This is a genomic window from Mumia sp. Pv4-285, assembly GCF_041320275.1.
Classification (GTDB): Bacteria; Actinomycetota; Actinomycetes; order Propionibacteriales; family Nocardioidaceae; genus Mumia; species Mumia qirimensis.
Map to the genome: position 1 here is coordinate 3,137,421 of NZ_CP162023.1, position 26,612 is coordinate 3,164,032.

At 70.6% G+C, this 26,612-nt stretch carries 20 protein-coding genes and 2 tRNA genes; 10 read left to right on the forward strand and 12 right to left on the reverse strand.

Going from position 1 to position 26,612, the window contains the following annotated elements; translation table 11 throughout:
- Positions 1-89: 89 nt before the first annotated feature.
- Positions 90-1,511 carry a PrsW family intramembrane metalloprotease gene (locus AB3M34_RS15110; protein ID WP_370615105.1) on the reverse strand — a complete coding sequence of 474 codons (1,422 nt, stop codon included), beginning with the start codon at positions 1,509-1,511 and terminating at the stop codon, positions 90-92.
- Positions 1,512-1,568: 57 nt separating this feature from the next.
- Between AB3M34_RS15110 and AB3M34_RS15115 the strand changes: the two genes are divergently transcribed.
- A tRNA-Arg gene (locus AB3M34_RS15115) sits at positions 1,569-1,642 on the forward strand.
- A 1-nt stretch (position 1,643) separates the two neighbouring features.
- On the opposite strand, the gene AB3M34_RS15120 is transcribed toward AB3M34_RS15115, so the two are convergent.
- Together AB3M34_RS15120 and AB3M34_RS15125 are read right to left on the reverse strand one after the other, a co-directional pair.
- The gene (locus tag AB3M34_RS15120; RefSeq protein ID WP_370615107.1) at positions 1,644-2,090 is read right to left on the reverse strand and encodes an OsmC family peroxiredoxin; all 447 of its coding nucleotides are present in this window, start codon (positions 2,088-2,090) and stop codon (positions 1,644-1,646) included.
- A gap of 115 nt (positions 2,091-2,205) precedes the next feature.
- Complete coding sequence (locus AB3M34_RS15125; RefSeq protein WP_370615108.1) at positions 2,206-3,006, reverse strand: DsbA family protein; 801 nt, start codon at positions 3,004-3,006, stop codon at positions 2,206-2,208.
- Positions 3,007-3,133: 127 nt separating this feature from the next.
- Here AB3M34_RS15125 and orn point away from each other — a divergent pair, with 127 nt between their 5' ends.
- Complete coding sequence (gene orn / locus AB3M34_RS15130) at positions 3,134-3,775, forward strand: oligoribonuclease (protein WP_370615110.1); 642 nt, start codon at positions 3,134-3,136, stop codon at positions 3,773-3,775.
- 48 nt (positions 3,776-3,823) lie between these two features.
- Positions 3,824-3,896: transfer RNA gene (locus tag AB3M34_RS15135), tRNA-His, on the forward strand.
- Positions 3,897-3,997: 101 nt separating this feature from the next.
- On the opposite strand, the gene AB3M34_RS15140 is transcribed toward AB3M34_RS15135, so the two are convergent.
- The gene (locus AB3M34_RS15140) at positions 3,998-5,209 is read right to left on the reverse strand and encodes a homogentisate 1,2-dioxygenase (protein ID WP_370615111.1); all 1,212 of its coding nucleotides are present in this window, start codon (positions 5,207-5,209) and stop codon (positions 3,998-4,000) included.
- A 70-nt stretch (positions 5,210-5,279) separates the two neighbouring features.
- Here AB3M34_RS15140 and AB3M34_RS15145 point away from each other — a divergent pair, with 70 nt between their 5' ends.
- Both AB3M34_RS15145 and fahA read left to right on the forward strand, forming a co-directional pair.
- Positions 5,280-6,149 (forward strand): hypothetical protein, encoded by an 870-nt coding sequence (locus tag AB3M34_RS15145; RefSeq protein ID WP_370615113.1) that lies wholly within the window; start codon positions 5,280-5,282, stop codon positions 6,147-6,149.
- Positions 6,146-7,351 carry a fumarylacetoacetase gene (gene fahA, locus AB3M34_RS15150; protein WP_370615115.1) on the forward strand — a complete coding sequence of 402 codons (1,206 nt, stop codon included), beginning with the start codon at positions 6,146-6,148 and terminating at the stop codon, positions 7,349-7,351. Before AB3M34_RS15145 ends, fahA begins: the two co-directional genes overlap by 4 nt.
- Before the next feature lie 214 nt (positions 7,352-7,565).
- Here fahA and hppD read toward each other — a convergent pair whose 3' ends face one another.
- The gene (gene hppD / locus AB3M34_RS15155) at positions 7,566-8,771 is read right to left on the reverse strand and encodes a 4-hydroxyphenylpyruvate dioxygenase (protein ID WP_370615117.1); all 1,206 of its coding nucleotides are present in this window, start codon (positions 8,769-8,771) and stop codon (positions 7,566-7,568) included.
- Between the two features lie 98 nt (positions 8,772-8,869).
- Between hppD and AB3M34_RS15160 the strand changes: the two genes are divergently transcribed.
- Positions 8,870-9,919: a lipoyl protein ligase domain-containing protein gene (locus AB3M34_RS15160; RefSeq protein WP_370615119.1), complete on the forward strand. Its 1,050-nt coding sequence runs from the start codon at positions 8,870-8,872 to the stop codon at positions 9,917-9,919.
- A gap of 16 nt (positions 9,920-9,935) precedes the next feature.
- Here AB3M34_RS15160 and AB3M34_RS15165 read toward each other — a convergent pair whose 3' ends face one another.
- From AB3M34_RS15165 to glpK, 3 genes are all read right to left on the reverse strand, one after another.
- Positions 9,936-10,760, reverse strand: a complete 825-nt coding sequence (locus AB3M34_RS15165; protein ID WP_370620032.1) for a pseudouridine synthase — start codon at positions 10,758-10,760, stop codon at positions 9,936-9,938.
- 324 nt (positions 10,761-11,084) lie between these two features.
- The gene (locus AB3M34_RS15170) at positions 11,085-12,824 is read right to left on the reverse strand and encodes a glycerol-3-phosphate dehydrogenase/oxidase (RefSeq protein ID WP_370615121.1); all 1,740 of its coding nucleotides are present in this window, start codon (positions 12,822-12,824) and stop codon (positions 11,085-11,087) included.
- A 1-nt stretch (position 12,825) separates the two neighbouring features.
- Positions 12,826-14,343 (reverse strand): glycerol kinase GlpK, encoded by a 1,518-nt coding sequence (glpK, locus tag AB3M34_RS15175; protein ID WP_370615123.1) that lies wholly within the window; start codon positions 14,341-14,343, stop codon positions 12,826-12,828.
- Between the two features lie 139 nt (positions 14,344-14,482).
- Between glpK and AB3M34_RS15180 the strand changes: the two genes are divergently transcribed.
- On the forward strand, positions 14,483-18,241 hold the full coding sequence (locus AB3M34_RS15180) for an Ig-like domain-containing protein (RefSeq protein WP_370615125.1): 3,759 nt from the start codon (positions 14,483-14,485) through the stop codon (positions 18,239-18,241).
- 25 nt (positions 18,242-18,266) lie between these two features.
- On the opposite strand, the gene AB3M34_RS15185 is transcribed toward AB3M34_RS15180, so the two are convergent.
- Positions 18,267-19,136: a LysR family transcriptional regulator gene (locus AB3M34_RS15185; RefSeq protein WP_370615127.1), complete on the reverse strand. Its 870-nt coding sequence runs from the start codon at positions 19,134-19,136 to the stop codon at positions 18,267-18,269.
- A gap of 93 nt (positions 19,137-19,229) precedes the next feature.
- Between AB3M34_RS15185 and AB3M34_RS15190 the strand changes: the two genes are divergently transcribed.
- Complete coding sequence (locus AB3M34_RS15190) at positions 19,230-20,483, forward strand: MFS transporter (RefSeq protein ID WP_370615128.1); 1,254 nt, start codon at positions 19,230-19,232, stop codon at positions 20,481-20,483.
- On the opposite strand, the gene AB3M34_RS15195 is transcribed toward AB3M34_RS15190, so the two are convergent.
- Positions 20,383-21,372 carry a pirin family protein gene (locus AB3M34_RS15195; RefSeq protein WP_370615130.1) on the reverse strand — a complete coding sequence of 330 codons (990 nt, stop codon included), beginning with the start codon at positions 21,370-21,372 and terminating at the stop codon, positions 20,383-20,385. The genes AB3M34_RS15190 and AB3M34_RS15195 overlap by 101 nt on opposite strands.
- A gap of 133 nt (positions 21,373-21,505) precedes the next feature.
- Between AB3M34_RS15195 and AB3M34_RS15200 the strand changes: the two genes are divergently transcribed.
- Complete coding sequence (locus AB3M34_RS15200; protein WP_370615131.1) at positions 21,506-23,044, forward strand: phytoene desaturase family protein; 1,539 nt, start codon at positions 21,506-21,508, stop codon at positions 23,042-23,044.
- Positions 23,045-23,060: 16 nt separating this feature from the next.
- On the opposite strand, the gene AB3M34_RS15205 is transcribed toward AB3M34_RS15200, so the two are convergent.
- Positions 23,061-24,002 carry a helix-turn-helix domain-containing protein gene (locus AB3M34_RS15205; RefSeq protein WP_370615133.1) on the reverse strand — a complete coding sequence of 314 codons (942 nt, stop codon included), beginning with the start codon at positions 24,000-24,002 and terminating at the stop codon, positions 23,061-23,063.
- 70 nt (positions 24,003-24,072) lie between these two features.
- Here AB3M34_RS15205 and AB3M34_RS15210 point away from each other — a divergent pair, with 70 nt between their 5' ends.
- Positions 24,073-25,122, forward strand: a complete 1,050-nt coding sequence (locus AB3M34_RS15210; protein WP_370615134.1) for a saccharopine dehydrogenase family protein — start codon at positions 24,073-24,075, stop codon at positions 25,120-25,122.
- Here the strand turns inward: AB3M34_RS15210 and AB3M34_RS15215 are convergent.
- On the reverse strand, positions 25,119-26,543 hold the full coding sequence (locus AB3M34_RS15215; protein ID WP_370615136.1) for an MBL fold metallo-hydrolase: 1,425 nt from the start codon (positions 26,541-26,543) through the stop codon (positions 25,119-25,121). The two genes, AB3M34_RS15210 and AB3M34_RS15215, sit on opposite strands and share 4 nt — an antisense overlap.
- Between the last annotated feature and the right edge of the window lie 69 nt (positions 26,544-26,612).

The following is a 26,612-nucleotide window of genomic DNA, read 5'->3' on the forward strand; positions in this document are numbered from 1 at the left end:
AGAAGGTGTGCTGTACCGCCTCAGCGTAGTGGAGACTTCGGCCGAGGTCTTACTCGCGACCCTCGCGGACCACCCGGGCGTCGTCGAAGTCACTGACGACGGGGTTCGGTGCGCCCGTCGCGGCCCGGAGCGTGCGGCGGCACGTCGACAGGGAGGGCCGGTCCTGCGGGGGGCGCGACGGCCTGACCGTTCGCCGAGGGAACGCTCGGGTGCCCGTACGGCGGCGGCACGCTCGGCTGGGCGTACGGGCGCGGCGGCGGCGCGGCGTACGGGGGTCCGGGCCGGACCTGCGGGTACGGCGCGCGCGCCGGGGCGTACGCGAACCGCAACGGCGCGGGGAGCACGACGTACGGGCGCAGCACCCGCATCTGCGCGAGCAGGGCGTCGACGCGTTCGGCGGCCCTCGGCTTCGCCAACCGATCGATCACGCCGGCGTAGAGGAAGGCCATCGTGATCGCGTTGCGCTGGTAGCGCCGGGTGGCCTTCGCGGACGCGTCGCCGCCGTACGCACGGGCGTGCTTAACGGCCTTGCCCCGGTAGGACAGCGACGCGATGAAGGGGATCTCGTCGGCGACGAGCCAGCCGCGGCGCGCGACGTCGGTGAGCGCACGGGTGAGGTAGCGGCCCTGGTTGCGACGGGCGATCGCTGCGAGCACGACCGTCCCGGCGAGGAGCAGGCCGGTGAAGCCGTACGCGAGCAGGAACCCGGTGCCGCCGAGGTAGCTGACGCTGCCGTTCCAGATGCCGTGCAGCGCCATGCTCCCGACCAGCCCTGCCACGCAGAGCAGGACCCGCAGGCCCATCGACCGCTGCCGGACCGCAAGGCCGATCGCGATGCCGAAGGCGGCGGTGAACATCGGGTGGGCGAACGGGCTCATGATGCCGCGCAGCACGAACGTCGCCGTCGTCGCGCCGGCGCCGTCGATGCCGGCCTCGTCGATTCCGAGGTACGCGCCGGCGTAGTAGCCGATGTTCTCGACGAAGGCGAAGCCGAGACCGACGAGCCCGGCGAACACGAGACCGTCGATCACCCCGTCGATCACTCGACGCATCCGCAGGAACGTGAGCAGCAGGAACAGGCACTTGGCCGGCTCCTCGGTGACCGGCGCGATGAAGGTCGCGAGCGCCTCGTTGGAGAGGTCGAACGTGTGAGAGATGAAGAGCTGGGCTGCGAGCGCGAGAACCACCGACACCACGCCGCCCCACACGACTGCGGCGAGCTTGTAGTGCCACGGCTCGGGCTCGTAGCGGTCGAGCCAGAAGAAGCAGCCGAGCAGCGCCGGCAGCGGCAGGAGCGCGTACAACAGGCTCAGGCCGCTGCCGGCGACGTCGCCGGTGGAGATCGACAGGTAGCCCGCGCCGACGACACCGATCGCCGCCGTCACGAACATCAGGACGACGAGGAGGGTGTGACCGCGCTGCCACATGGGGTCGGGCAGGCGCGGGAGCGGCCCGAGCGGGGCCGGCGAGCGAGGAGGCTGCGGCGACGGCGCCGACCACGGCTGGGACACACCCCGAACCCTATCCGCGTACCCCCACGAAGCCGCCGCCGATAGGGTGTCGCTTGGGCGCCCGTAGCTCAGCTGGACAGAGCAGCGGCCTTCTAATCCGCCGGTCGCAGGTTCGAATCCTGCCGGGCGCGCTCAGCTCTCCAGAGCGGCGTCGAGCTCGATCTCGGGGACCGCGGCGAGAGCCTTGCTGACCGGGCACGCCTTCTTGGTCTCCTCGGCGACCTCGGCGAACTGGTCGGCGGTCAGGCCGTCGACCTTCGCCCGGACGGTGAGGACGATCTTGGAGATCAGCAGCCCACCGTTCTCGCGGTCGGGGCGCACGGTGACGTCCGCCTTGACCGTCGACGACTGCGGGGTGCCGCCGGCGTTCGCGATGCCGCCCGACAGCGCCATCGAGTAGCAGGCGGCGTGCGCCGCCGCGATCAGCTCCTCAGGACTCGTCGTCCCGTCCGCCTCGTCGGCGACCCGCTTGGGGAACGAGACGTCGAAAGAACCAGCCCCGGAGCTGTCGAGGTTGACGCTCCCCGAGCCGTCCTGCAGCCCACCGGTCCACTGCGTCGTTGCCGTGCGTACGGCCATGATGTCGCTCCCGTCGATCGTCTGGTGTCGTCCCTGCCCACCGTAGAGAAGCGACGCCCCGTACGCACGGGGCGTACGGGGCGTCGTGGTCTCGACCGACCGACGTCGGTTCGGGTCAGCGGGCCTGTGCAGCCTCGACGGCGGCCTGGATGTCCGCGAGACCGGGGACGCCGGGCTGGCCGTCGACCTCGGGACCGTTGACCGTCACACCGTCGACCCACACGGTCGGCGTGCCGCTCAGCTTGGTGCCCTCGGCGTCGGGCGTCTCGAAGGCCGCCTTGGTCGGCGGACCCTGGACCTCGGCCCAGTCGCGGAACGGCCGGCCCTCGATGCAGTCCTTCGCACCGGTGGCGCCGCTGGTCTCGGCCATCTCGACGAAGTCCGACTCGTCGAGCTCGCCGCCCTCGGTCGGCTGGTTGACGAACACCTGCTCGGTGAAGTCGCGGTACGCGGCGGCGCCCCCGTCCTCGAAGACGCACATGGACGCGGCCAGCGCATCGCTGGAGAACTGGGTGAGGAAGGCGATCGGGCGGAACTCGGCCTCGATGGTGCCGGCCTTGACCTGCTCGTCGATCCACGTGCCCGCCTCGGCCTCGAAGGCCTTGCAGTGCGGGCAGGCGAAGTCCTCGAAGAACGTCACCTTGACCGCGTCGGGGTTGGCGGTGCCACCCACGTCGGTGGCGCTCAGCACCACGCCGTTGTTCTCGGTGAGCCCCTTGGGTGTACGCACCGAGTCTCCGGCAGCCTCGTCCACCGCGGACTTGATGGCGAACCCGGCGACGGCGATCACGACGAGGACGACGGCCACGATGGCCGCCGTGATGATGTTGCGACGTCGCTTCTCCTGACGCTCGCGCTCCTTGCGCAGCTCGGCTGCTCGCTCGCGGCGTTCGCGCTTGTCGTCCCTGCTGGCCACCTGGCAACCATCCTTCTCGTACGGACACGTGTCGCCCGTCCAACGTTCGTGGCGGGGCCCGCGTTCCCAGCGATTCGCGACCCAGGCTACCTGTAGGGGTCAGAGGGGGAGGCTAGGGTGGACTGCCGTGGACAGGCTTGTGTGGATCGACTGTGAGATGACCGGGCTCGACCTCGAGCGAGACGCGTTGGTCGAGGTGGCGGCGATCGTCACCGACTTCGACCTCAACCCGGTCGCCGAGGGCATCGAGGTGGTCATCAAGCCGCCGCGAGAGGCGCTCGACCAGATGAACGACGTCGTCACCGAGATGCACACCGCGTCCGGTCTGATCACCGAGCTCGACGACGGCATGGCCCTCGCCGACGCCGAGCAGGTCGTGCTCGACTACATCAAGCAGCACGTCCCCGAGCCCCGCAAGGCGCCGCTCGCAGGCAACTCGATCGGCACCGACCGCGCGTTCCTGCTGCGCTACATGCCCGACCTCGAGGGCTACCTCCACTACCGCGTGATCGACGTCTCGTCGATCAAGGAGCTGTCGCGCCGCTGGTACCCGCGCGCCTACTTCGCCTCCCCCGCGAAGACCGGCAACCACCGCGCGCTCGCCGACATCCAGGAGAGCATCGAGGAGCTCCGCTACTACCGTGCAGCGGTCTTCGTGCCCGAGCCCGGCCCCGACACCGAGACCGCCCGGGCGATCGCCGCACAGCACGCCGGATCCCTGCGCGGACAGGTCGCAGAGCCGACCCGGATTTCGGACGACGAGGGCTGACCCGCTACACTTCTTCTCGCCGCACACGGTCTCGCCGTGGAGCGCGCGGTGGGTGTAGCTCAGTTGGTAGAGCACCGGCTTGTGGTGCCGGTGGTCGCGGGTTCAAGTCCCGTCATCCACCCCGATGGAGGCCCGGTCGAGGACGTCGTTCTCGCCGGGCCTCGTCCTTTTTGCGACTCAGCTGTTGGAGGCTCAGCTGTTGGAGGCTCAGCTGTTGGAGGCTCAGCTGTTGGAAAAAACCGCAGGATCCTCTGGTCCTCGGCCGGACCAGGTCCACGCGTAGGCCGGGTCCTCGGAGGCCAGACCGCCTTCACCCAGCTCCAGGGGCGCGAACGTGTCGACCATCACGGCCGACTCCTCGAAGTAGTCGACTCCCAACGACGCCTCGATCGCCGACGGCTGCGGGCCGTGCGCGTAGCCGCCCGGGTGGAGCGAGATCGAGCCGATCCCGATGCCCGAACCCTTGCGCGCCTCGTAGTCACCGCCGACGTAGAACATGACCTCGTCGCTGTCGACGTTGGAGTGGTAGTACGGCACGGGGATCGACAGCGGGTGATAGTCGACCTTGCGCGGCAGGAAGTTGCAGACGACGAAGTTGTGCCCCTCGAAGACCTGGTGCACCGGCGGCGGTTGATGCACTTTGCCGGTGATCGGCATGTAGTCCTCGATGTTGAACGTGTACGGATAGAGGCACCCGTCCCACCCGACCACGTCGAAGGGGTGGGACGCGTAGACCATGCGCGTCCCGACGACCTGGCCTCCGACGCGGTGCTTCACGAGGACCTCGACGTCGCGACCGTCGGCGCTGAAGGTCGCCGTCGGACCGTGCAGGTCGCGCTCGCAGTACGGCGCGTGCTCGAGGAGCTGCCCGTACCGCGACAGGTAGCGCTTCGGCGGGGCGACGTGGCTGTTGGCCTCGATCGGATAGAGCCGGCTCGCCTCGCGCGGGACCCACCGGTGGGTGGTCGCGCGCGGCACGATCACGTAGTCCCCCGCCCGGTAGGCGACGACACCGAACACCGTCTCGACCACGCCCGCCCCGGCTTCGACGTACACGCACTCGTCGCCGATCGCGTTGCGGTAGTACGGCGAGGGGTCCACCCCCGTCACCACGTACGAGATGCGCACGTCGTTGTTGCCGAGCACGAGCCGGCGCCCGGTCACGGGGTCGGCCTTCGCGCCGTCCTCGAAGAGCGTGTGCAGCTTCAGGTGGCGCGGCTTCAGCGGGTGGTTGGGCGTCCTCGTCTGGTCGGCGAGGTCCCACACCTCCGACGCGACGATCGCCGACGGCACGCCGCGGTGGTAGAGCAACGAGGAGTCCGACGAGAAGCCCTCCTCCCCCATCAGCTCCTCGTACAGGAGCTGCCCGTCGTCGTCGCGGAACTGCGTGTGCCGCTTCGCGGGGACGTCGCCGATCTGCCGGTAGTGCGCCATCGTCTGCTCCGTTGCTCGTTTATCGAACATCGCTCGCCGATATCAGGGTTACGGTGCTACGGTACGCGCGATGTCAACCTCGGCGAACGACCGTCACGGCGTCCTCGTGCCCGAGCCCTGGGTCGGGCTCGTGGACGACGCCGCGACCTTCCCCCCGGGAGACAGCGCGCTCCCTGACGCCGTCGCCGCACACCTCCGGCGCCGACACGAGTGGTACGCCGACCTGGTCGGCACGTTCGTGGTCAAGCACGGCGACGTGCCGGCGGTGGCGTCGGCTCCGCTCGCCTTGTCGGTCCTCGTCTCCGGGGATCCCGGCACGTCGGCCGGCGTGGTGCGAGGGCTCGTCACGGCCGACGCAACGATCGCAGGCCTGGAGGTCGCTCCGACGGGGGCAGACGATCTCGTCGAGCACGTCCACCGCACGGTTGCCGCCATCACGGCAGCCCGCCGCGACGGCGACCTCGACGACGTCCCCGTGTACGTCGAGCTGCCGGTGCGCGAGCCGACCTCGACGTGGCTGGACGCGGTCGACGCCCTCGCGGTTTCCGGCATGCACCTCAAGCTGCGCACCGGCGGGCTTGCCGCAGCGGCCTTCCCGTCATCGCCCCCGCTCGCCGCGTCCATCGCTGCCGCGGTCGAGCGGGAGGTGCCTTTCAAGTGCACGGCCGGGCTGCACCACGCCGTCCGCCACCGCTCCACCGAGGGTTTCGAGCACCACGGCTTCGTCAACGTCCTCGTGGCGACCGCCCGCGCGATCGACGGGGCCGCCGTCGAGGAGATCGCCGCAGCGCTCGACGTACGCGACGGGGCAGCTCTCGTCGAGGAGGCACGCACTGCCGACCTCGCCGCAGCACGACGGCGCTTCACCTCGTTCGGCTCGTGCAGCGTCGTCGAGCCGGTCGACGACCTCCTCGCCCTCGGACTGCTGGAGACACCATGACCACCTGGGTGCCCGGAGCGGCCGGCTCGCTCTTCGACGTCGACAACCTTCCGTACGGGGTGTTCTGCCGGGCGGAGGAGGATCCTCGTGTCGGCGTCCGGATCGGTGACCACCTGCTCGACCTGGCCCCGCTCGTCGACGCCACGTCCGACCTGCACGACGTCCTTCGCGCGGGATCGCTCAACCCGCTGATGTCTCGCGGCCGAGAGGTCCACCGGCGCCTTCGAGAACGTGTCTCGCGCCTGCTGACCGACGAGTCGGAACGACCCACGGTCGGCCCGCATCTCGTGCCGCTGACCGGCGTGACGTTGCGGATGCCGTTCGAAGTGGCCGACTACGTCGACTTCTATGCCTCGCTCGACCACGCGTCCAACGTCGGCCGGATCTTTCGACCCGATCAGGAGCCGCTCCTGCCGAACTGGAGGCACCTCCCCGTCGGCTATCACGGGCGCGCCGGGACGGTTGTCGCATCGGGGACGCCCGTCGTCCGCCCGCGGGGACAACGACGCGGCGAGGACGGACCGACGTACGGACCCTCGGGTCGCCTCGACATCGAGGCGGAGCTCGGCTTCGTCGTCGGCACGCCGTCGGCGCTCGGCACGTCGGTGGCGGTCGGCGACTTCGCCGATCACGTGTTCGGCGTCAGCGGCCTCAACGACTGGTCCGCCCGCGACATCCAGGCCTGGGAGTACGTCCCGCTCGGCCCGTTCCTCGGCAAGTCGTTCGCGACGTCGATCTCGCACTGGGTCACGCCGCTCGAGGCGCTCGACGCTGCCTGGGTCGACCTGCCGGGACAGGATCCGCGTCCGCTCGACTACCTCGCTCCCGACGACGCGCGAGGGCTCGACATCGCGGTCGAGATCGCGTTGAACGGTGTGGTCGTGAGCCGACCGGCGTACCGCTCGATGTACTGGTCCCCCGCCCAGATGCTGGCCCACATGACGGTCAACGGCGCGTCGCTGCGTACGGGCGACCTGTTCGGGTCGGGGACGATCAGCGGACCCGATCGCAACCAGCGCGGGTCATTCCTGGAGCTGAGCTGGGGCGGCGCCGAGCCCTTCGGCAAGGAGATCTTGGGACGAGGCCGCACCTTCCTCGAGGACGGCGACGAGGTGGTCCTGCGCTACACCGCGCCCGGCACGGGCGGCGGCCGGATCGCGCTCGGCGAAGTCGTCGGACGGATCGAGCCCGCACAGGGCTGAGACCACAGGTCTCGATCGCTTGTCCTGAGGAGCCCGAGCTTGCGAGGACGTCTCGAAGGGCTCCGCGCCTCGACCAGCAAACACTCCCGCTGGTCGTCTCGAGACCAGGGTCTCGATCGCTTCGCGCCTCGACCAGCGGGTGGAGACGCCTCGACCAGCGGGTGGAGACGCCTCGACCAGCGGGTGGAGACGCCTCGACCAGCGGGCGCGACGCTCAGAAGTTGCCGCGCTTCTCCTGCTCCCGCTCGATCGCCTCGAAGAGCGCCTTGAAGTTGCCCTTGCCGAACCCGAGGGATCCGTGGCGTTCGATGAACTCGAAGAACACCGTCGGACGGTCGCCGATCGGCTTGGTGAAGATCTGAAGGAGGTAGCCGTCCTCGTCGCGATCGACCAGGATGCCCCGCTTCTGGAGCTCTTCGATCGGCACTCGGACCTCGCCGATCCGCACCCGCAGCTCCGGATCCTCGTAGTACGAGTCAGGGGTCGCCAGGAACTCGACGCCTTCCTCGACCAGGGCGTCGACCGTACGCAGGATGTCGTTGGTGGCGAGTGCGAGGTGCTGGGCGCCGGGGCCGTCGTAGAACTCGAGGTACTCGTCGATCTGCGACTTCTTCTTGCCGACGGCCGGCTCGTTGAGCGGGAACTTCACCCGGTGGTTGCCGTTGGCGACGACCTTGCTCATGAGCGCCGAGTAGTCGGTGGCGATGTCGTCGCCGATGAACTCCGCCATGTTCGTGAAGCCCATGACCCGGTTGTAGAAGTCGACCCACTCGTTCATCCGGCCCAGCTCGACGTTGCCGACGATGTGGTCGAGCGCCTGGAACACGCGCTTCGGGGCTCCGGCGCGCTTGCGGTAGGACGAGGTGCGCGCGACGTACCCCGGCAGGTACGGGCCGTCGTACCGTGACCGGTCGACGAGCGTGTGCCGCGTGTCTCCGTACGCCGCGACGGCGCCGAGGCGTACGGTCCCGTGCTCATCGCTCTCGTCGTGCGGCTCCACGAGGACCGTGGCGCCCTGGGCGCGCGCGTGCTCGATGCACGCATCGACGTCGGGCACCTCGAGGGCGATGTCGGTGAGGCCGTCGCCGTGCTTGGCGTGGTGGGCGATGACGGGGCTGTCAGGGTGGACGCCGCCGTTGAGCACGAACCGGACCGCCCCGCTCTTGAGCACGTACGAGACGTGGTCACGGTTGCCGGTCTCGGGACCCGAGTACGCGACGAGCTCCATGCCGAACGCGGACTGGTAGAAGTGCGCGGACTGCGTCGCGTTGCCTACGGCCCACACGGCCGCGTCCCAGCCGGTCACGGGGAACGGGTCGCTCCCGGCGTCGTACTCGACGAGCCCGACGAGCTGCTTCAGCGCGTCGACGTCCAGCTCGGCCAGCCGCTCCTCGTTGGTCAAGGCGTCCTGCAGAGACATGAGCTTCCTTTCGTCGGCTCCTGCCATTGGACAACCCGGACCTCCGAGCCGTCCACCCCTCCAGGCACGACGCGTACCGTCGATGACGAGGAGGACGGATGCAGCACGGCGAGTACAAGGTTCCTGGCGGCAAGCTGGTCGCCGTCGATCTCGATGTCGAGGACGGCCGGATCAGGGGCGTACAGGTCTCCGGCGACTTCTTCCTGGAGCCCGACGAGGCGCTCGAACGGATCAACGGTGCACTGGAGACCATGCCCGCCGACGCGAGCGTGGGGTCGTACGCGAAAGCCGTGGAGGAGTCACTCGACGGTGCCACGATGATCGGCTTCGACGCCCGGTCCGTCGGGTTCGCCGTCACGCGCGCGCTCGGTCGCTCGACGGCCTGGCACGATCACTCGTTCGAGCTGGTCGACGCGGGCCGGCTCCACCCGCCGCAGCAGATGGCCCTCGACGAGCTGCTGGCCCACCAGGTCGGTGCTGGGACCAGACCACCGGCGCTCCGGGTCTGGGAGTGGGCGTCGAACTCGGTCATCATCGGCTCGTTCCAGTCGCTGTCCAACGAGGTCGATCTCGAGGCGGCGGCGTGCCACGGCGTGACGGTCGTCCGCCGCATGTCCGGCGGCGGCGCGATGTTCGTCGAGCCCGGCAACACCATCACCTACTCGCTGTACGTGCCGGCGTCGCTGGTCGAGGGCATGACCTTCGGAGAGTCGTACGCGTTCCTCGACGCCTGGGTGATCCGGGCGCTGCGCGCGCTGGGTCTCGACGCCTCGTACGTCCCGCTCAACGACATCGCGACCCCGCAGGGCAAGATCGGTGGCGCCGCGCAGAAGCGGCTTTCCAGTGGCGCCGTGCTTCACCACGTGACGATGTCGTACGACCTCGACGCGACCAAGATGCTCGACGTCCTGCGGATCGGGCGCGAGAAGCTGTCGGACAAGGGCGTCACGAGTGCCGGGAAGCGCGTCGACCCGCTGCGCAGCCAGACCGGGATGAGCCGGGACGAGATCGTCCGTGCGATGGTCGACCACTTCGAGGCGAGCTACGGGCTGACGCGGGTCTCGCTCGACGATGCGACGCGTGCGGAGATGGAGGCGTTGGCGGCAAGCAAGTACGCCGACCCCGGGTGGACCGCGCGCGTGCCGTGAGCGGCACCCGCTCCGGTCACTCCTCGGACAGCAGCGGCAGCGAGCGGCGGCTGGCGAAATGACGTGCCGTGTCATCGACCGGGTCGGTGAACGCCAGCTCGCTCGCCAGCAGCTGGAGCGGCGTCGTGAAGTCGTCGAGGTCCATGTCGAGGACCGTGGGATAGACGGGATCGCCCACGATCGGGATGCCGAGGCCGTGCAGGTGCGCGCGCAGCTGGTGCGTACGGCCGGTGGCGGGGTCGAGGACGTAGACGCCGTGCTCGCCGTGCCGTCCCTCGAGCGCGACGTGAGTCACCGCGTTGGGAGCCGCGCCGGGAACCACCTCGACCTGGAACAGCCCGCGGCGCTTCACGAGGTGGTTGCTCACCCTCGTCGGCAGGCTCAGGGTCGGATCGACGGGCGCGAGCGCACGGTAGGTCTTGCGCGCCTCCCGTCGCTGGAACAGCATCTGGTACGGCCCTCGCCAGCGCCGCGCGGTGGTGAGGACGAGCACGCCGGAGGTGATCCGGTCGAGGCGGTGCACCGGTGAGAGCTCCGGCAGGCCGAGCTCGTCGCGCAGCCGTACGACCACGCTCTCGCGGACGTGCCGCCCGCGCGGGATCGTCGCGAGGAACGGCGGCTTGTCGACGACCACGAGTCGCTCGTCACGATGGAGGATCTCGAGGTCGCCCGGCACCGGCGCCTCCTCGCGCAGGTCGCGGTAGAACCAGACGAACGTGTGCGGCTGGTAGGCGTCGCCATCGGCGATCGACGTGCCCGCGTCGTCCACGAAGCGGCGGTCGACGAACATCCCCGTCACGTCGACCTGCTCCGGCAGCCGCCACCGCAGCCACTCCCCCATCGTCGTCCAGGCGACCGCCTCACGGCCGCGGTCCGGCGTACGCAGCCAGACCGCGCCGAGACCGTCACGCGGCGGGAGAGGTGAACGAGGAGGCACGGCTCGATCGTACGGGCGAGACCCCCGGCCCCCGCTCCCTCCGGTGATCGAGGCCACCCCATCCGCTGATCGAGGCCACCCCCATCCGCTGATCGAGGCGCGAAGCGATCGAGATCCCCGGTCTCGATCGCTTCGCGCCTCGACCACCAAGGGTGGCGCGCCTCGACCACCAAGGCTTCGCGCCTCGACCACCATGGGTGGGGCGCCTCGACCGCCGAGGGTGGGTGGCTAGTCCAATGCCACGGGCACGACGTCCTCCGCCCCCATCCTCGCCGCGTCTGCCGTCTCGTCGTCCAGCATCGTCTGGCTCTCGCGCTCGGCCTCGACCCGCGCGCGGTAGTGCTCGACCTCGCGCCGCACCTGCTCCGTACCCCACCCGAGCGGCCCCGCCATCAGCTCCGCCGCCTCCTCGCAGGACGCCGTGCCGCGGTCGAACGTCTCGATCGAGATCCGGGTCCGGCGGGTGAGCACGTCGTCGAGGTGGCGGGCGCCCTCGTGCGAGACGGCGTACACGATCTCCGCCCGCAGGTAGTCGTCGGCACCACCGAGCGGCTCGCCCAGCGACGGGTCGTCCACGATCAGATCCAGCACCTCGTGCACCAGCGAGCCGTACCGCTTGAGCAGGTGCTCGATGCGGACCTCGTGCAGCCCGCTGCGCGCGGCGAGCAGACCGCGGCGATTCCACAGCGCCGTGTAGCCGTCCGCGCCGAGCAGCGGCACGTCCTCCGTCACGCACGCGGGGATCACGCGCGTCGTCCCGAGTGCGTGCGCGGCCGCGTCGACGGCGTCGCGGGCCATCACGCGGTACGTCGTGTACTTGCCGCCGGCGACGACGACGAGCCCGGGCACGGAGTGCGAGACCGCGTGCTCGCGCGAGAGCGTCGAGGTCGCCTCGGACTCCCCGCGCAGCAGCGGCCGCAGCCCCGCGTACACGCCCTCGACGTCGGCATGGGTCAGCGGCGTCGCGAGCACGGCGTTGACGTGGTCGAGGAGGTAGTCGATGTCGGTACGGCTCGCGGCGGGGTGGTCCTTGCTCAGCGACCAGTCGGTGTCGGTGGTCCCGATGATCCAGTGCCGTTTCCACGGGATCACGAACAGCACGGACTTCTCGGTCTTGAGGATCAGGCCGGACTCGCCCTGGATGCGGTCGCGCGGCACGACGAGGTGCACGCCCTTGCTCGCCCGGACGTGGAACTGGCCGCGCTCGGCGACCATCGCCTGCGTCTCGTCGGTCCACACGCCGGTCGCGTTGATGACCTGCGAGGCCCGGATCTCGAACGCGTCCCCCGACTCGAGGTCGCGCACCTCGACGCCGGTGACCCGCTCGCCCTCGCGGAGCATGCCGGTGACACGCGCGCGGGTGGCGACGTGCGCGCCGTACGAGGCAGCGGTCCGCGCGAGCATCATCGTGTGGCGTGCGTCGTCGACCTGGCCGTCGTAGTACTCGATCGCCCCGACCAGCGCGTCCTTGCGCAGCGACGGCATGCGCCGCAGCGCTCGGCGTCGCGTCAGGTGCCGGTGTCGAGGGACGCCCCGCGCCTGGCCCGACAGCCACGCCATCGAGTCGTACATCGCGACGCCCGCGCCCGCGTACGCCCGCTCCCACACGCGGTGCGTCAGCGGATACAGGAACGGGGTCGGCTGCACCAGGTGGGGCGCGAGCCGGTCGACGAGGAGGCTGCGCTCGGCCAGCGCCTCGGCGACCAGTCCGAAGTCGAGCATCTCGAGGTAGCGCAGGCCGCCGTGGATGAGCTTCGACGAGCGGCTCGACGTGCCCGAGGCGAGGTCGCGCGCCTCGACCAGGCCGACTGTGAGGCCGCGCGTCGCGGCGTCCAGCGCGCACCCGGCGCCGACGACGCCGCCGCCGATGACGAGCACGTCGAGTGGGGCGACACCGTTCGAGCCGGCGGCGCAGAGATGGGCGAGCGCACCGCTGCGCGTCTGCTGGTCGAGGGCGACCGGTCGCACGTCAGTCCACCTCCACCCAGTCGAGGGTGCGCTGGACGGCCTTCTTCCACCCGGCGTACGCCTCCTCGCGGCGCTCCTCGTCCCACGTCGGCTCCCAGCGCTTGGACTCCTTCCAGTTCTGGCGCAGCTCGTCGGTGTCGCGCCAGAACCCGACCGCCAGACCTGCCGCGTACGCCGCGCCGAGCGCCGTGGTCTCGGCCACCTCGGGGCGGCTCACCGTCGTGCCGAGGACGTCGGCCTGGATCTGCATGCACAGCTCGTTGAGGGTCACTCCCCCGTCGACCTTGAGCACGCCGACGGGGACACCGGAGTCCTGGGCCATCGCGTCGGCGACGTCGCGCGACTGGAAGCAGATCGCCTCCAGCGTCGCGCGCGCCAGGTGCGCGTTGGTGTTGTAGCGGGACAGGCCGACGATGGCGCCGCGGGCGTCGGAGCGCCAGTACGGGGCGAACAGCCCGGAGAACGCCGGGACGAAGTAGACGCCGCCGTTGTCCTCGACCTGCCGCGCGAGCGACTCCGACTGTGCTGCGCCGGAGATGATGCCCAGCTGGTCGCGCAGCCACTGAACGGCCGAGCCGGTGACGGCGATCGACCCCTCGAGCGCGTACACGGGGTCGGCGTCGCCGAGCTGGTACGCGACGGTCGTCAGCAGGCCGGCCTTGCTGCGGACGATCTCGGTGCCGGTGTTGAGCAGCAGGAAGTTGCCGGTGCCGTAGGTGTTCTTGGCCTCGCCGGGCGCGAAGCACACCTGCCCGACGAGCGCGGCCTGCTGGTCACCGAGGACCCCGGTGATGGGGACCTCACCGGCGAACGGACCGCTCTCGAGCGTCGTCCCGTAGCCGTCGGCGACCGAGGACGGGCGGATCTGCGGGAGCATCGCCCGCGGGATGCCGAAGATCTCCAGCAGCTCGTCGTCCCAGTCGAGGGTCTCGAGGTTCATCAGCATCGTGCGGCTCGCGTTGGTCACGTCGGTGACGTGCACTCCCCCGTGCCGGCCGCCGGTGAGCTGCCAGGTCACCCAGCAGTCGGTGGTGCCGAAGAGAGCGTCGCCACGCTCGGCGGCCGCGCGCAGGTCGGGCAGGTTCTCGAGGAACCAGGCGATCTTGCCTCCCGAGAAGTACGTCGCCGGGGGCAGGCCGGCCTTCTCGCGGATCACGGCGCCGTGCCCCTCCTGCTCGAGCCGTGAGGCGAGCCGGTCGGTGCGGGTGTCCTGCCAGACGATCGCCGGTCCGTACGGCCGCCCTGTCCGGCGGTCCCACACGACCGTGGTCTCGCGCTGGTTGGTGATGCCGATGGCCGCGAGGTCGGCGGCCGAGAGGTGGGCCTTGGCGAGCGCGGTCTGGACGACGGCGCTCGTACGCTCCCAGATCTCGAGCGGGTTGTGCTCCACCCAGCCGCTGCGTGGCAGGATCTGCTCGTGCTCCAGCTGGTGGCGAGCCACCTCGGCGCCGTCGTGGTCGAAGATCATGAAGCGGGTGCTGGTCGTGCCCTGGTCCACGGACCCCACGAAGTCGGCCATGCGTCGTTTCTACACGCCTGCGCGTCGAGGGGCTAACGGCGCGCCCGCCCCGTCGAGTCCGCACCGTGCTCGCGATGCACGCATCTCACCGCGGACCTAGGGTTGGGCCCCTGAGCCGCGTGGAGATCCGGGGGGAATCGTGCGTGCTGGGTGGGCAGCAACCGTCGTCGCGCTGGCGATCGGCGCCGTCCAGGTCCCCGCCACGCAGGCCGCAGCCCAGTCGTGGGAAGCAGACTGTACGAACCCGACCGTGGTGATCGCGACCGACTCGGCCGCGACGCTCGACCTTCAGCCCTCCGACGTGGTCCGCGTGAGCGCGCGGTACACCGGCGGGGTGAATTCCTTCCCGTACGGTGCCGCGATCTGCGTGACCGCTTCCGGGAGCTTCTCCCCGACCTGGATCAACAACGCGTCGGGAGCGGTGCTCGTGCGCGGTACGGCGGCCTTTCCCTCGATCGCGACCGGCGCAGCATTCGTCCTGGTGAACGAAGGAACGACCGGGTTCCCGCAGGGGATGACCACGAACGGCGTGGCGTCGCTGCGCAACGAGGCGGGCGGGACCCTCACTGTGGCGTCCTTCTTGAACCTTTCGTCGGGGGCGGTCATGGAGAACGCGGGTGATGCCTCGCTCCCCTCGAACGTCAACCTCAACGGCAGCTCGCGCATCGAGAACTCGGGCACGATGACGCTCGCGGGTGACGTGACGAGCTCGGGAGACATCGACAACACGGGGTGGCTGGAGGTCTCCGGCCGGTTGACGTCGAACGGCCAGTCGACGATCTCCAACGCCTGCACGCTGACGATCGGTGGCGACCTCGCCAACAACGGCGCCCTCTCCAACTCCGGTCACGTGTCGCTCGGCGCGAACTTCCAGAACAACGGCACCGTCCGGTCGACCACGACGGCGGTCATGACCGGCCGCGACTTCAGCAACGACCGAGCGGTCACCGGGTTCGGGCAGTACCGGTTCACCGGCAGCACGCGCACGCAGGGCACGTTCGTGGGCGACTCGCCGGTCAACCCGATCGTCTTCGAGGACACGTCACCCGGTGCCGGCATCTTCGACACGACCAGCGGGACGGTCACCAACGTCGTCCGAGGTGCCGTCGACGTGCCGCCGCCGACCGCCACCCTCCCGGGCTGTGTTCCCGTCGGGGAACAGCCCACCGCCGACCTCTCGGTCACCAAGTCCGGACCCGCCAGCGTGGACGAGGGCGGACGCCTCTCGTACGAGATCACCGTGCGCAACCTCGGTCCCGCCGTCGCGCAGGCGGTGCAGGTGCGTGACGACCTGCCCCCGGCGCTGGCGTCGCCGGAAGCATCCGACGCCGGGACGATCAGTGGCGACGTAGCGACCTGGTCTCTGGGTGACCTGGATCCGGGGGCGGCGCGGGTCCTCACCGTCGGAGGGACCGCACCCAGCGAGGGAACGCTCGTCGACGTGGCACGCGGCTCGAGCACGACGATCGACCCGGACGACACGAACAACGACGGATCACTGCCCTCCGCGCGCGTCACGACCGTGGTGCAGCCCAGCCCGGACAACACCGCGCCTTCGGTGAACGACCAGACGATCGTGACGGTCACGGACCGGCCGGTCACGGCGAACGTCAACGGCGAGGACGCGGACGCCGGGCAGGTACTGGAGTTCGACGACCTGTCCGCGCCGAACCACGGTTCGGTGCTGGTCCAGGCGGACGGCGCGTACCTGTACGTCCCGGAGCGGGGCTTCGCAGGGCGCGACCGGTTCACCGTCGAAGGGTGTGACAACGGGGTTCCGAGCCTGTGCGACAGCGCGACCGTGACGATCGAGGTCTATCCGCTGGTCACGGGGCTGACGGTGGTGACGCTGCGCAACGAGCCGGTCGCGATCCCGGTAGGTCTCACCGACCGCGGCGCCACGAGTGATCCCGTGGTCATCGAGGAGGCCGCATCCGGCACCGTCACAGGTGGTGCCGGCGGTGTCTTCCTCTACACGCCTGACCGGGACTTCGTCGGCACGGACGAGTTCCGCTATCGGACGTGCAGCGTCACCGACCCGGACCTGTGCGGCGAGGCGACCGTCACCGTGCACGTGGTGCGTCCTCCGAACAACCCGCCGGTGCTCACCGACCTGGCTGTCGCCACCGACGCCGAGTCCGCCGTCGAAGGGCGTGTCCCTGTCTTCGACGTGGACGACGGCCAGACCGTCACCGTGGAGCTCCTCTCGCCACCCGCCCGCGGTACGGCGAGCGTCGAGGCTGACGGTTCCTTCCGGTACGAGCCGGCGGCCGGCTTCAGTGGACTCGAGACCTTCACGGTCCGCGGGTGCGACGTCACGGCGGCGGGCGACCAGTCGCTGTGCGACGACGCGACGGTCACGGTCACGGTCCGTCCTGTGGCCGCCGACGATGCCGTCGCCGTCGTCCAGGATCAGACGATCAGTGTCGACGTGCGCTCCAACGACCTCGGCTCACCCTCCGAGCCGAGCATCGTGACGGACCCCGACCACGGCGCCGCGGTGGCGAACGCCGACGGAACGGTCTCGTACACGCCGGACACCGGGTACGTCGGACCCGACGTCCTCGAGTACGAGGTCTGCAGCCCGTCGGTTCCGGACCTCTGCTCGAGGGCCGCCGTCACCATCACGGTCGAGGAGGCTCCCACCCCCAACCACCCGCCGTCGCTCGCCGACAGTGCCCGGGTGACCCATGTCGACCAGACGGTCTACGGACGGCTTCTGGCGACGGATCCGGAGACGGCCGAGACCGTCACCATGCCACGCTCCGGCCGACAGGCGCTGCGGGTCGGTGGCGAGGGCCTGACGTACCGCCTCGTCGGTCCTCCGCCCGACGGCGGCGCCCTCGTCGTGAACGAGGACGGGACCTGGTCGTACACGCCCGACGGCTCGTTCGTCGGGCGGACCAGCTTCACGGCCGAGGTAGCGGACGAGGGCGGGCTCACCGACCAGGGCACCGTCGCGCTGACCGTACGACCTCGCGCGACGGACGACCTCACCCGCGTCAGCGCCAGTCAGGCGGTCTCGATCGACATCGCGACGAACGACCTCGGGGAGGTCGGTGCTCCCGTCCTGCTCGGGCAGCCGAGCGCGGGCACAGCCCGGCTCGACGGCTCGGTGCTCACCTACGTCGCCGGGCCGAGACGGACCGGCATCGACTCGGTGCGCTACCGCGTGTGCGGGCGCGCCGCGACCGACGTCTGCGACGACGCGACCGTCAACGTCGTCGTACGCCCGCTGACGGTCGACGACCGCGCCACCACCGGAGCCGGCGCCGACGTGCGCGTTCCTGTGTCCGCCAACGACGTCGGCCGAGCCGGGCCGCCTCGGACGCTCGTGGCCCCCAGCCACGGGCGGGTGACGACTGCCGGATACGCCATGCGTTACGCGCCCACCCTGCCGTTCACCGGCTACGACACCTACCTCTACGAGCGCTGCCTCCGATCGGTGTACGTCCTGTGCTCCCCCGCCGCGGTCACGATCGCTGTCCACCCTCTTGCCGGAGACGCTCACGCGATGACGGCCGAGGGCACCGCCGTACGCGTCTCGACTGCACCGGGCAGCGTCGGGCGCGCCGCGCGGCCCGAGATCGTCACCCCCGCGTCGAGCGGCATCGCACGCTTCGCGCAGGACGGGACCCTCTCGTACGCACCGCTGCCCGGTTTCGTCGGCACTGACGTCCTCACGTACCGCCGGTGCAGCACCTCGGCGCCCGAGCTGTGCGGGTACGCCGTCGTGACGATCGAGGTGGTGCCCCGCCAGGCGGAACGCGATCTTCCGGATGCCGGCGGTGCGTCCGGCGTCCTGCCGTTGCTCGGGGCGTTCCTGCTCGCGATCGGTGCGGCCCTCGTCGTGGCAGGCAGGCGGCGGCTGGTCCGCGTGTCACGTCCCGCTGGTTGAGCGAGCGCCCCCGGCTGGATCGAGCTCACTCAGCGGGGAGCATCTCCAGGAACGCCGCCGCCGAGGGCGAGGGGCGGTGGCGGCTCCACGCGACGTGCTCCTCGCGAACGGGAGCGTCGGCGATCTCGACCGTACGGACGCCGGTGAGCGTCGCCGCGTACGCGCCCGGGAGCAGCGCGATCCCGAGCCGCTGCGCCACGAGGCCCGCTGCGAGGTCGCCGGTGGTCACCTCGAACGCGACGTGGCGCTCGATGCCCGCCGCGGCGAACGCCTCGTCGACCTGGAGGCGACCCGGCGTCCCCGCGGTGAAGTCGACGAACGGGTACGGCGCGAGGGTCGCGAGGTCGGTTCGGTGCTCCTCCGCCAGAGGATGGTCTGGCGCGACGACGGCCACGTGCTCACCGCGCCCGGCGAGCCGGCTGCGTACGCCTCGCGGCACGCGCCCCGGCGGCAGCCCGAGGAAGGCGACGTCCACCGTGCCGGTCGCGATCTGCGCCACGAGCTCCTGGCTCCCGTCCGTGCGCAGCGACACGTCGACGCGGGCGTGGGCCGCGCGGAAGTCGCGAAGGAGGCTCGGCAGGTCGAACGCCGTCACGGTCGGGATCGCGCCGAGCCGGAGACGCCCGCTGACGACCCCGGAGACCGCGGCGGCCTCGGCGCGGGCGCGTTCGGTGGCGTCGAGCGCCTCGCGGGCGGCCGGCAGGAACGCCTCGCCGGCCGCCGTCGGGGTGACGCGCCGGCTCGTACGGTCGAAGAGCCTCGCACCGATCTCGCGCTCGAGCTTGGCGACCTGGTGACTGAGCGCCGACTGGACCACGTGGCACTGCTGCGCGGCCCGCGTGAAGCTGCGGGTCTCGGCCACGGCGACGACGTACCGAAGTTGCTGAAGCTCCATCCCGGCATCGTCCCACGATCCATCACATCTGGTCATGCTGTCCGTGACGATCATGTGTTGGACTCATCGACGGTCCCCGACGACGCTGGGTGGATGACCCGTCCGCTGCTCCTCCTGATGGCCCTCGCCACTGGCCTCTCGGTGTCGGCGAACTACCTCGCGCAGCCGCTCCTCGACATGCTCGCGACCGATCTGGGCGTCTCGGACGCGAGCGTCGCGACGATCGTCACGGCAGCGCAGGTGGGGTACGCAGTCGGTCTGCTGCTCGTGGTGCCGCTCGGCGACCTGGTGGAGCGTCGACGCCTCGCGGTCTCGCTGCTGGGCGCGACGGCCGCCCTGCTCGTCGCGTCGTCGTTGGCACCGAGCGGTCGAGTCCTGCTGGTCACGACGACCATGACGGCACTCACCTCGGTCGCAGCGCAGGTGGTGGTGCCGTTCGCGGTGACGCTCGCCGACCCCGCCCACCGCGGCCGGGTCGTCGGCGTCGTCATGAGCGGCCTCCTGCTCGGCAGCATCGTGTCGCGCCCGATCTCGGGAGCGGTGGCGCAGCTCGCGGGGTGGCGTTCGGTGTACGTGGTGTGCGGTGTGCTCGTGGCGGGCGTCGCGGTGGCGTTGTGGCACCGCCTGCCGACGCTGCACACGCCAGCGGGGATCGCCTACCCGGCGTTGATCCGGTCGACGCTCGGCCTGTTCGCGACGCAACCGGTCCTGCGCCGCCGGGCGCTGGTCGGCGCGCTCTCGCTCGCCTCGTTCAACACCTTCTGGACGGCGTCGACATTCCTGCTCGCGAGCGCGTACGGCTGGTCGGAGGCCGCGATCGGGGCTTTCGGCCTGATGGGGATCGCCGGTGTCGTGGCGACGCCGGTCGCGGGGCGACTCGTCGACGCGGGCCGGGCACGTGCGGTGGGGCTCGTGTCGACGCTCGCGCTGCCCGTCGCGTGGGGGGCGATCGCGCTCGGCGGCAGCGGGGGCGCCGCCGGGCTCGCATGGTTGACGCTCGGTGTGCTCGTGCTCGTCGTGGCTCAGCAGATGCTGCTCAACGTGAACCAGAACGCGATCTATGCGCTCGACCCCGCGTTGCGCAACCGCCTGAACGCCGCGTTCATGACGGCGTTCTTCGTCGGCGGCGCGGCCGGGTCGGCGGCGACCACCCTCGCCTGGGTGCACGGCGGGTGGGGCGCTGTCAGCGTTCTCGGCGCCGCCCTCGCCGCGTCGACCGGCCTCGCCCTGCCCCTTCGGGGAGCCGTCAGGCGCCGGGTGTGGACCCCGCGACGTCGCCGTGCGGGACGTCTTGCGCCGGGATCTGGCCGAACCGACCCTTGGTGTAGTCCTCGTACGCCGTCATGACCTCGGCGCGCGTGTTCATCACGAACGGGCCTGCCATCGCGATCGGCTCGCGGATCGGAAGGCCGCCGAGGATCACGACCTCCATCGCGGGGTGGCGCGAGTCCTGGTGGCGGTCGGCGCCGACCGTGATCGTCTCACCGAAGCCGAGGACGGCGAGCTGGCCGGCACGCAGCGCGCGGCGCGAGCCGGTGACGTAGCCGTCGCCGGACATCACGTAGACGAGCGCGTTGAAGTCGGCCCGCCACGGCAGCGTGACCTCGGCGCCCGGCGAGACGGTGAGGTGGGCCATCGCCATGGGCGTGTGGGTGCTGCCCGGGCCCTTCACGCCGTCGACGTCGCCGGCGATGACACGGATCAGGGTGCCGGCGTCGGAGCTGGTCGCGAGCCCGACCTCGGAGCTGCGCAGGTCCTGGTAGCGGGGCGTCGCGAGCTTCATCGACTTCGGGAGGTTCACCCAGAGCTGGAGCCCGTGGAAGAGGCCGCCCTTGGCGACGAGCCACTCGGGCGGCGCCTCGATGTGCAGGAGGCCGCTGCCGGCGGTCATCCACTGCGTGTCGCCGTCGGTGATCGACCCGCCGCCGCCGTGGGAGTCGGCGTGGTCGAAGACGCCGTCGAGCATGTAGGTCACCGTCTCGAAGCCACGGTGCGGGTGCCACGGTGTGCCCTTGGGCTCACCCGGCGCGTACTCGACCTCGCCCATCTGGTCCATGTGGATGAACGGGTCGAGGTGGCGCAGGTCGACGCCGGCGAACGCGCGGCGGACGGGGAAGCCCTCACCCTCGTAGCCCTGCGGGGCGGTGGTGATCGAGACGACCTCGCGGTCGTCGTGCTCCGGGACGGAGATCACGCGCGGGAGAACGGTCCAGTCGGGAACGGTGACAGCAGGCATGGGAGGCCTCCCTGGAAGTCGGTACTCCGGACTTTAGTTGAGCATTAAACTTTCCGCAACCTTTCCCTCCGACCGCTGGTCGAGGCGCGAAGCGATCGAGACCCCACCCCGATCGAGACCTAGGCTGGCCGGCATGAGCGAGACCCACGACGTCGTGATCGTCGGCGGGGGCCACAACGGCCTCGTCGCGGCAACCCTCCTGGCCCGCGCCGGCCTGCGGACCATGCTGATCGAACGCCTCGACCACACCGGCGGTGCCGCGGTCAGCGAGCGGCCGTTCCCGGGCGTGGACGCGCGCCTCTCGCGCTACTCGTACCTGGTGTCGCTGATGCCCCAGGAGCTCATCCACGAGCTGGGACTGAACGTGGAGCTCCGCTCGCGCGAGACAGCCTCCTACACGCCGTACGACGGCGGCGGTCTGCTGGTCGAGACGCACGAAGGCCCGACGACCGTCGCCTCCTTCCGTGACGCGACCGGGACGGACAGCGAGTACGAGGCGTGGCGGGCGTTCTACAGCGACGCCGAGCAGCTCGCACTGACCGTCGCGCCCACCCTGCTGCAGCCCTTGCCGACATTGCGCGCGGTCCGCGAGGAGGTGGGCGAGGTCGTCTGGGAAGACTTGGTCGCGCGTCCGCTCGGGCACGCGGTCGAACGCCGGTTCGCCAGCGACCTGGTCCGCGGCGTGGTGGCGACCGACGGGCTGATCGGGACGTACGCGTCCCTCTCGGACGAGTCTCTGCTGCAGAACCGGTGCTTCCTCTACCACCTGATCGGCAACGGGACCGGCGAGTGGCGTGTCCCTGTCGGCGGGATGGGCGCCGTCACCGACGAGCTGCGACGCGTCGCCGAGGAGGCTGGCGCCGACATCCGTACGGGCGTCACGGTGACCTCGGTCGACGCCGGGCTCGAGGGTGTCGCCATTCACACTGCGGGATCGCACGCCGACGGGCTCACGGTTGCGGCTCGCTGGATGCTCTCCGGCGTCGCGCCGTACGTGCTGGCCGGCCTTCTCGGCGACCCGCTCCCCACGAAGCCGCGGGGCTCCCAGCTCAAGCTCAACCTGCTCGTCGACCGGCTGCCGCGCCTGCGGTCCGGCATCGACCCAGCCACGGCGTTCGCGGGCACGTTCCACCTCGGCGAGACGTACTCCGAGCTGGAGCGGGCGTACGCGGTGCCGTCTCCCGACGTCGCGTGCGGAGAGCTCTACTGCCACACGCTCACCGACCGCTCGATCCTCGGACCGGAGCTGGCCGCGAGCGAGGCTCAGACGCTCACCTACTTCGGGATCCACTGGCCGTACGAGGCCAGCGGACCGGAGGCGAAGGACCGCGGCTGGCGGGCGTTCGAGGCGGCGATCGACGCGTACCTCGAGGAGCCGATCGCGTCGGTGGTCGCGCGGGACGAGAACGGTGACCCGTGCGTCGAGGTGAAGACGCCGGCCGACATCGAGGACGACCTCGCGATGCCCGGCGGCCACATCTTCCACGGCGACCTGCGGTGGCCGTGGGTGGAGGAGCTCAGGTCCACGCCCGCCGAACGCTGGGGCGTGCAGACCGGTCACGCACGGGTGCTCGTGTGCGGGTCCGGTGCCCGGCGTGGCGGAGCCGTCAGCGGCATCGGCGGCCACAACGCCGCGATGGCGATCCTCGAGCACGAGGGTCGGCACCTCTAGCGGGCTTCCGCCGAGGTCAGCCGCGGAACGTCGTGCGGTACGCGGTGGGGCTCACGCCGACCGCGCTGACGAAATGACGCCGCAGCGTCGTCGCGCTGCCGAGCCCGCACCGGCCGGCGATCTGCTCCACGGAGGCGTCCGTACGCTCCAGGAGCTCCTGGGCGCGGTGGACTCGCTCGCGGTGCAGCCACCGCAACGGCGTCATGCCGGTCTCGGCGCTCATCCGACGAGCCAGCTGGCGCCCGCTCAACCCCGCCTCGCGCGCCAGGTCGTCGACCGTGAGCGGCTGGCCGAGGTGTTCTCGCGCCCAGTCCATCGCGGCGCCGACACGGTCGGTGCCGACCGGCCGTACGGGCGCCGCGATGAACTGCGCCTGCCCGCCCGGACGCTGCGCCGCGACGACCAGCCGTCGCGCGAGGCCGTTGGCGGCGGCGCTGCCGAAGTCGGTCCGTGCGAGGTGCAGGCAGAGGTCGAGCGCGGCCGTCTTGCCGGCCGAGGTGAGCATCTGCCCGTCGTCGACGTAGAGGACGTCGGCGCGCGCCCGTACGGCCGGGTGGAGGCGCTCGAGCTCGTCGACGTGCATCCAGTGGGTCGCCGCCTCGCGCCCGTCGAGCAGGCCCGCGGCTGCGACGACGAACGCGCCAGTGCACAACGACGCGACCCGCGCACCTCGGGCGTGAGCCTCGCGCAACGCATCGAGAAGGCGCGGGTCGGGCACGGCGTCGAGGTGGTTCGTCGACGGAACGACGACGAGATCGACCTCGGCGAGCGCCTCGTAGTCGACCGACGTGGCGTCGGTGAGCCAGGGCGTCGGGGCGCCGTCGGGGGTCGCGACGACGAGGTCGTACCAGGTCCCGTCGGACGACAGGTCCGACCGGTCGACGCCGAAGACCTCGGCCGCGATCGCCGTCTCGTACAGCATCGCGTCGGAATGCAGCGCCAGCCCCACAGTCACCATGTCGGAAACTGTACGACAGGTGTCACTTCAGACACTCGCGGCCTGGTGCGTGAGGCGATGGAATGGCGTCATGACGCACTCCTCCCCCTCCTCCGCCCCCGTCGTCGTCTACGGTGCCTACGGCCACACCGGCCGCTTCGTCGTCGACGAGCTGATCCGCCGCGGCCAGACCCCCATCCTCGCCGGTCGCGACGAGCGCCGTCTCAAGGAGATGCTCGACGGTCGTCCCGACCTCGAGATCCGCCCGGCACGGGTCGACGATCCCGATGCGCTGCGCGATGCCGTGTCGGGCGCGGGCGCCGTCATCAACGTCGCCGGCCCGTTCCTCGACACGGCGCTGCCCGTCTCGGAGGCGGCCGTCGCAGCCGGGGCGCACTACCTCGACGTCACGGCCGAGCAGCCCGCGGTCGAGGCTGTGTACGCCGCGCGGTCCCGCGACGCCGCGGAAGCAGGGGTCGCGGTCGTGCCCGCGATGGCGTTCTACGGCGGATTCGCCGACCTCCTCACGACCGCCCTCCTCGCGGGGACCACCGAGGAGGCTGCGGTGACGGTCGCGATCGGGCTCGACCGGTGGTGGCCGACAGCAGGCACCCGCATCACGGGCGACCGCAACACCGCACCGCGTCGGACCATCGCCGACGGTCGCCTGGCGCCGCTCGGCGAGACCGCCGAGTCCTCGTGGCACTTCCCCACCTCACTCGGCGAGCAGCCCGTCGTCACCCTGCCCTTCTCCGAGCCGATCCTCCTCGCCCGACACCTTCCGATCGACAGGCTCGACTCCTTCCTCAGCACGTCAGCCCTCACCGAGCTCCGCGATCCGGGTACGCCGCCTCCGCCGGCGGCGGACGACAGCGGCCGGTCCGCTCAGCAGTTCGTCGTCGACGTCGTGGCGCGGGTCAGCGGCGAGACGCACCGGATCACCGCGAGCGGCCGCGACATCTATGCCGTGAGCGCCCCGCTCGTCGTCGAGGCCGCCGTCCGGCTGCTCGACGGACGATCCACCGGCGCGGGGGCCGCTGCTCCGGGCGAGCTGTTCGACGCCGCGGACTTCCTCGGCGCGCTCTCGCCTGATCCGCTGACGCTGCAGCAGTTCGAAGTGGCTGGGGAGCTTCCTGTCTAGCAGCAGTCGTCCGACTGGACCCCGGAGGACTTCATGGCTGCAGCGGAGGCCGTGCGCTGCGCATCGAACTTCCTGCGCTCGGCAAAGGGGTACTGATCAAAATGGCGAAGCTGAGCCCGCCGCTGACGATCCGATCCTCCATTGCGCTCCTTGGCGTCGAAGACCATCGGCTTGAGGTAGTCGGCAGGGTCCTGCGTCCACCTGATGTCTGGCCACTGCTCCTCGGGGATGCCCATGTTGCGCAGCTGCTCCAGGTAGACGGCGTAGTGAACGACGGCCTTGGTCTCGCCGACGTCTGACCCTCCGGTGGTCTGATGGTTCGGCACAAAGATGCGCGCGCCCACCGCCTGCTGGTAGTCGATGAGATCACGGAGCCCGTTGTTGAGGAAGTTCGCAGTCCCGACGGCTGAGGAGTACCAGTCCATCGGCGCCATTCTCTGGAGAAGGTCCGTGATGCGTCGACCATCCGCGGGTGTACCGTCCGGCCAAGCCGAACCTTTGCCTTCGCGGAGGGCGCCAATAGTGTCCTGCCATCCGAGGCACAGGCGTGAACCGTTGCGGAGCGTGATCGCAAAGAACATCGCCACTGCACCACCAGCGCCCGCCGCTGTACGCAGATTCATCTGCCCGGGCTGCGGCGGATTGGACGGGCGGAGCGGAGTCCCCGGAGGGAAGATGCTCGCGTCCCGGGGGTCGACGGGAATCACGCCATCCGGCGGGACCAAGCTGTTGCGAGGGTACGCGGGGTCTGGCGGGGTCGCGATCGAGTGCAGGTGCCGGAAGGCGACCACCTGCGCGAACGGTTCGAGGAACTTCAGACGAAGCACTTGAGTGCCAGGCGTGGAGCCGACCGAGGTGACAGGCACCAGGTCCAGCGAGACGTTCGTCGGGAATCGAGTCACCGGATCGCCCTGGATGACGGGGTCGGTGCGCATCCGCTCAAAGTCGGCGGTCATCGCCGCACAGGTTTCCTCGCTGGCATAGAGGGTCGCACCAGTCTTGGCAGCGAGATATGCGGCGTTCTCGGCATGGTCCGAATGACCGTGCCCGATGAGGATGGCACGAGGGGCAGCATCGACCAGGTCCTTGATCACAAAAGGAGTGCGCCCAGGGGTCACCTCAAGTCGGGTGACGAAGGTGTCGAGGTACACCACATGGCCACCCACGGCGACGGCGAAACTGCTGTTGGTGATCCAGGAAACCACGACACGGTCGAGCGGAATCAACCCCGTATGTGGGTCGACGTTCTCGACCCCGAACAGGAGAGTGCGGGCAGCGATGGTCTCGGGGCGGCGCGCTCTCGCTCGTTGCGCAGGCGACATGGAAGCCGGCGCCGCCGCGATGGCAGGACCCGCCATGGTGGCCACAGCACCGCCTGCGGCTGCACCGGCGGCTGACGTGATGAGTGTGCGACGTTTCACGGGGGGCTCCTATCTTGGTCGGCGATCCCAGGGGCACACCGATCGCCTCTTGGTCGGAGGCCTCGGAGC

Coding starts and splice junctions, on each gene's coding strand:
- AB3M34_RS15120 (WP_370615107.1), bottom strand. CDS start 2,090: ATGGCCGTACGCACGGCAACGACGCAGTGGACCGGTGGGCTGCAGGAC.
- AB3M34_RS15140 (WP_370615111.1), bottom strand. CDS start 5,209: ATGGCGCACTACCGGCAGATCGGCGACGTCCCCGCGAAGCGGCACACG.
- AB3M34_RS15145 (WP_370615113.1), top strand. CDS start 5,280: ATGTCAACCTCGGCGAACGACCGTCACGGCGTCCTCGTGCCCGAGCCC.
- fahA (WP_370615115.1), top strand. CDS start 6,146: ATGACCACCTGGGTGCCCGGAGCGGCCGGCTCGCTCTTCGACGTCGAC.
- hppD (WP_370615117.1), bottom strand. CDS start 8,771: ATGTCTCTGCAGGACGCCTTGACCAACGAGGAGCGGCTGGCCGAGCTG.
- AB3M34_RS15160 (WP_370615119.1), top strand. CDS start 8,870: ATGCAGCACGGCGAGTACAAGGTTCCTGGCGGCAAGCTGGTCGCCGTC.
- AB3M34_RS15165 (WP_370620032.1), bottom strand. CDS start 10,760: ATGGGGGAGTGGCTGCGGTGGCGGCTGCCGGAGCAGGTCGACGTGACG.
- glpK (WP_370615123.1), bottom strand. CDS start 14,343: ATGGCCGACTTCGTGGGGTCCGTGGACCAGGGCACGACCAGCACCCGC.
- AB3M34_RS15185 (WP_370615127.1), bottom strand. CDS start 19,136: ATGGAGCTTCAGCAACTTCGGTACGTCGTCGCCGTGGCCGAGACCCGC.
- AB3M34_RS15190 (WP_370615128.1), top strand. CDS start 19,230: ATGACCCGTCCGCTGCTCCTCCTGATGGCCCTCGCCACTGGCCTCTCG.
- AB3M34_RS15195 (WP_370615130.1), bottom strand. CDS start 21,372: ATGCCTGCTGTCACCGTTCCCGACTGGACCGTTCTCCCGCGCGTGATC.
- AB3M34_RS15200 (WP_370615131.1), top strand. CDS start 21,506: ATGAGCGAGACCCACGACGTCGTGATCGTCGGCGGGGGCCACAACGGC.
- AB3M34_RS15205 (WP_370615133.1), bottom strand. CDS start 24,002: ATGGTGACTGTGGGGCTGGCGCTGCATTCCGACGCGATGCTGTACGAG.
- AB3M34_RS15210 (WP_370615134.1), top strand. CDS start 24,073: ATGACGCACTCCTCCCCCTCCTCCGCCCCCGTCGTCGTCTACGGTGCC.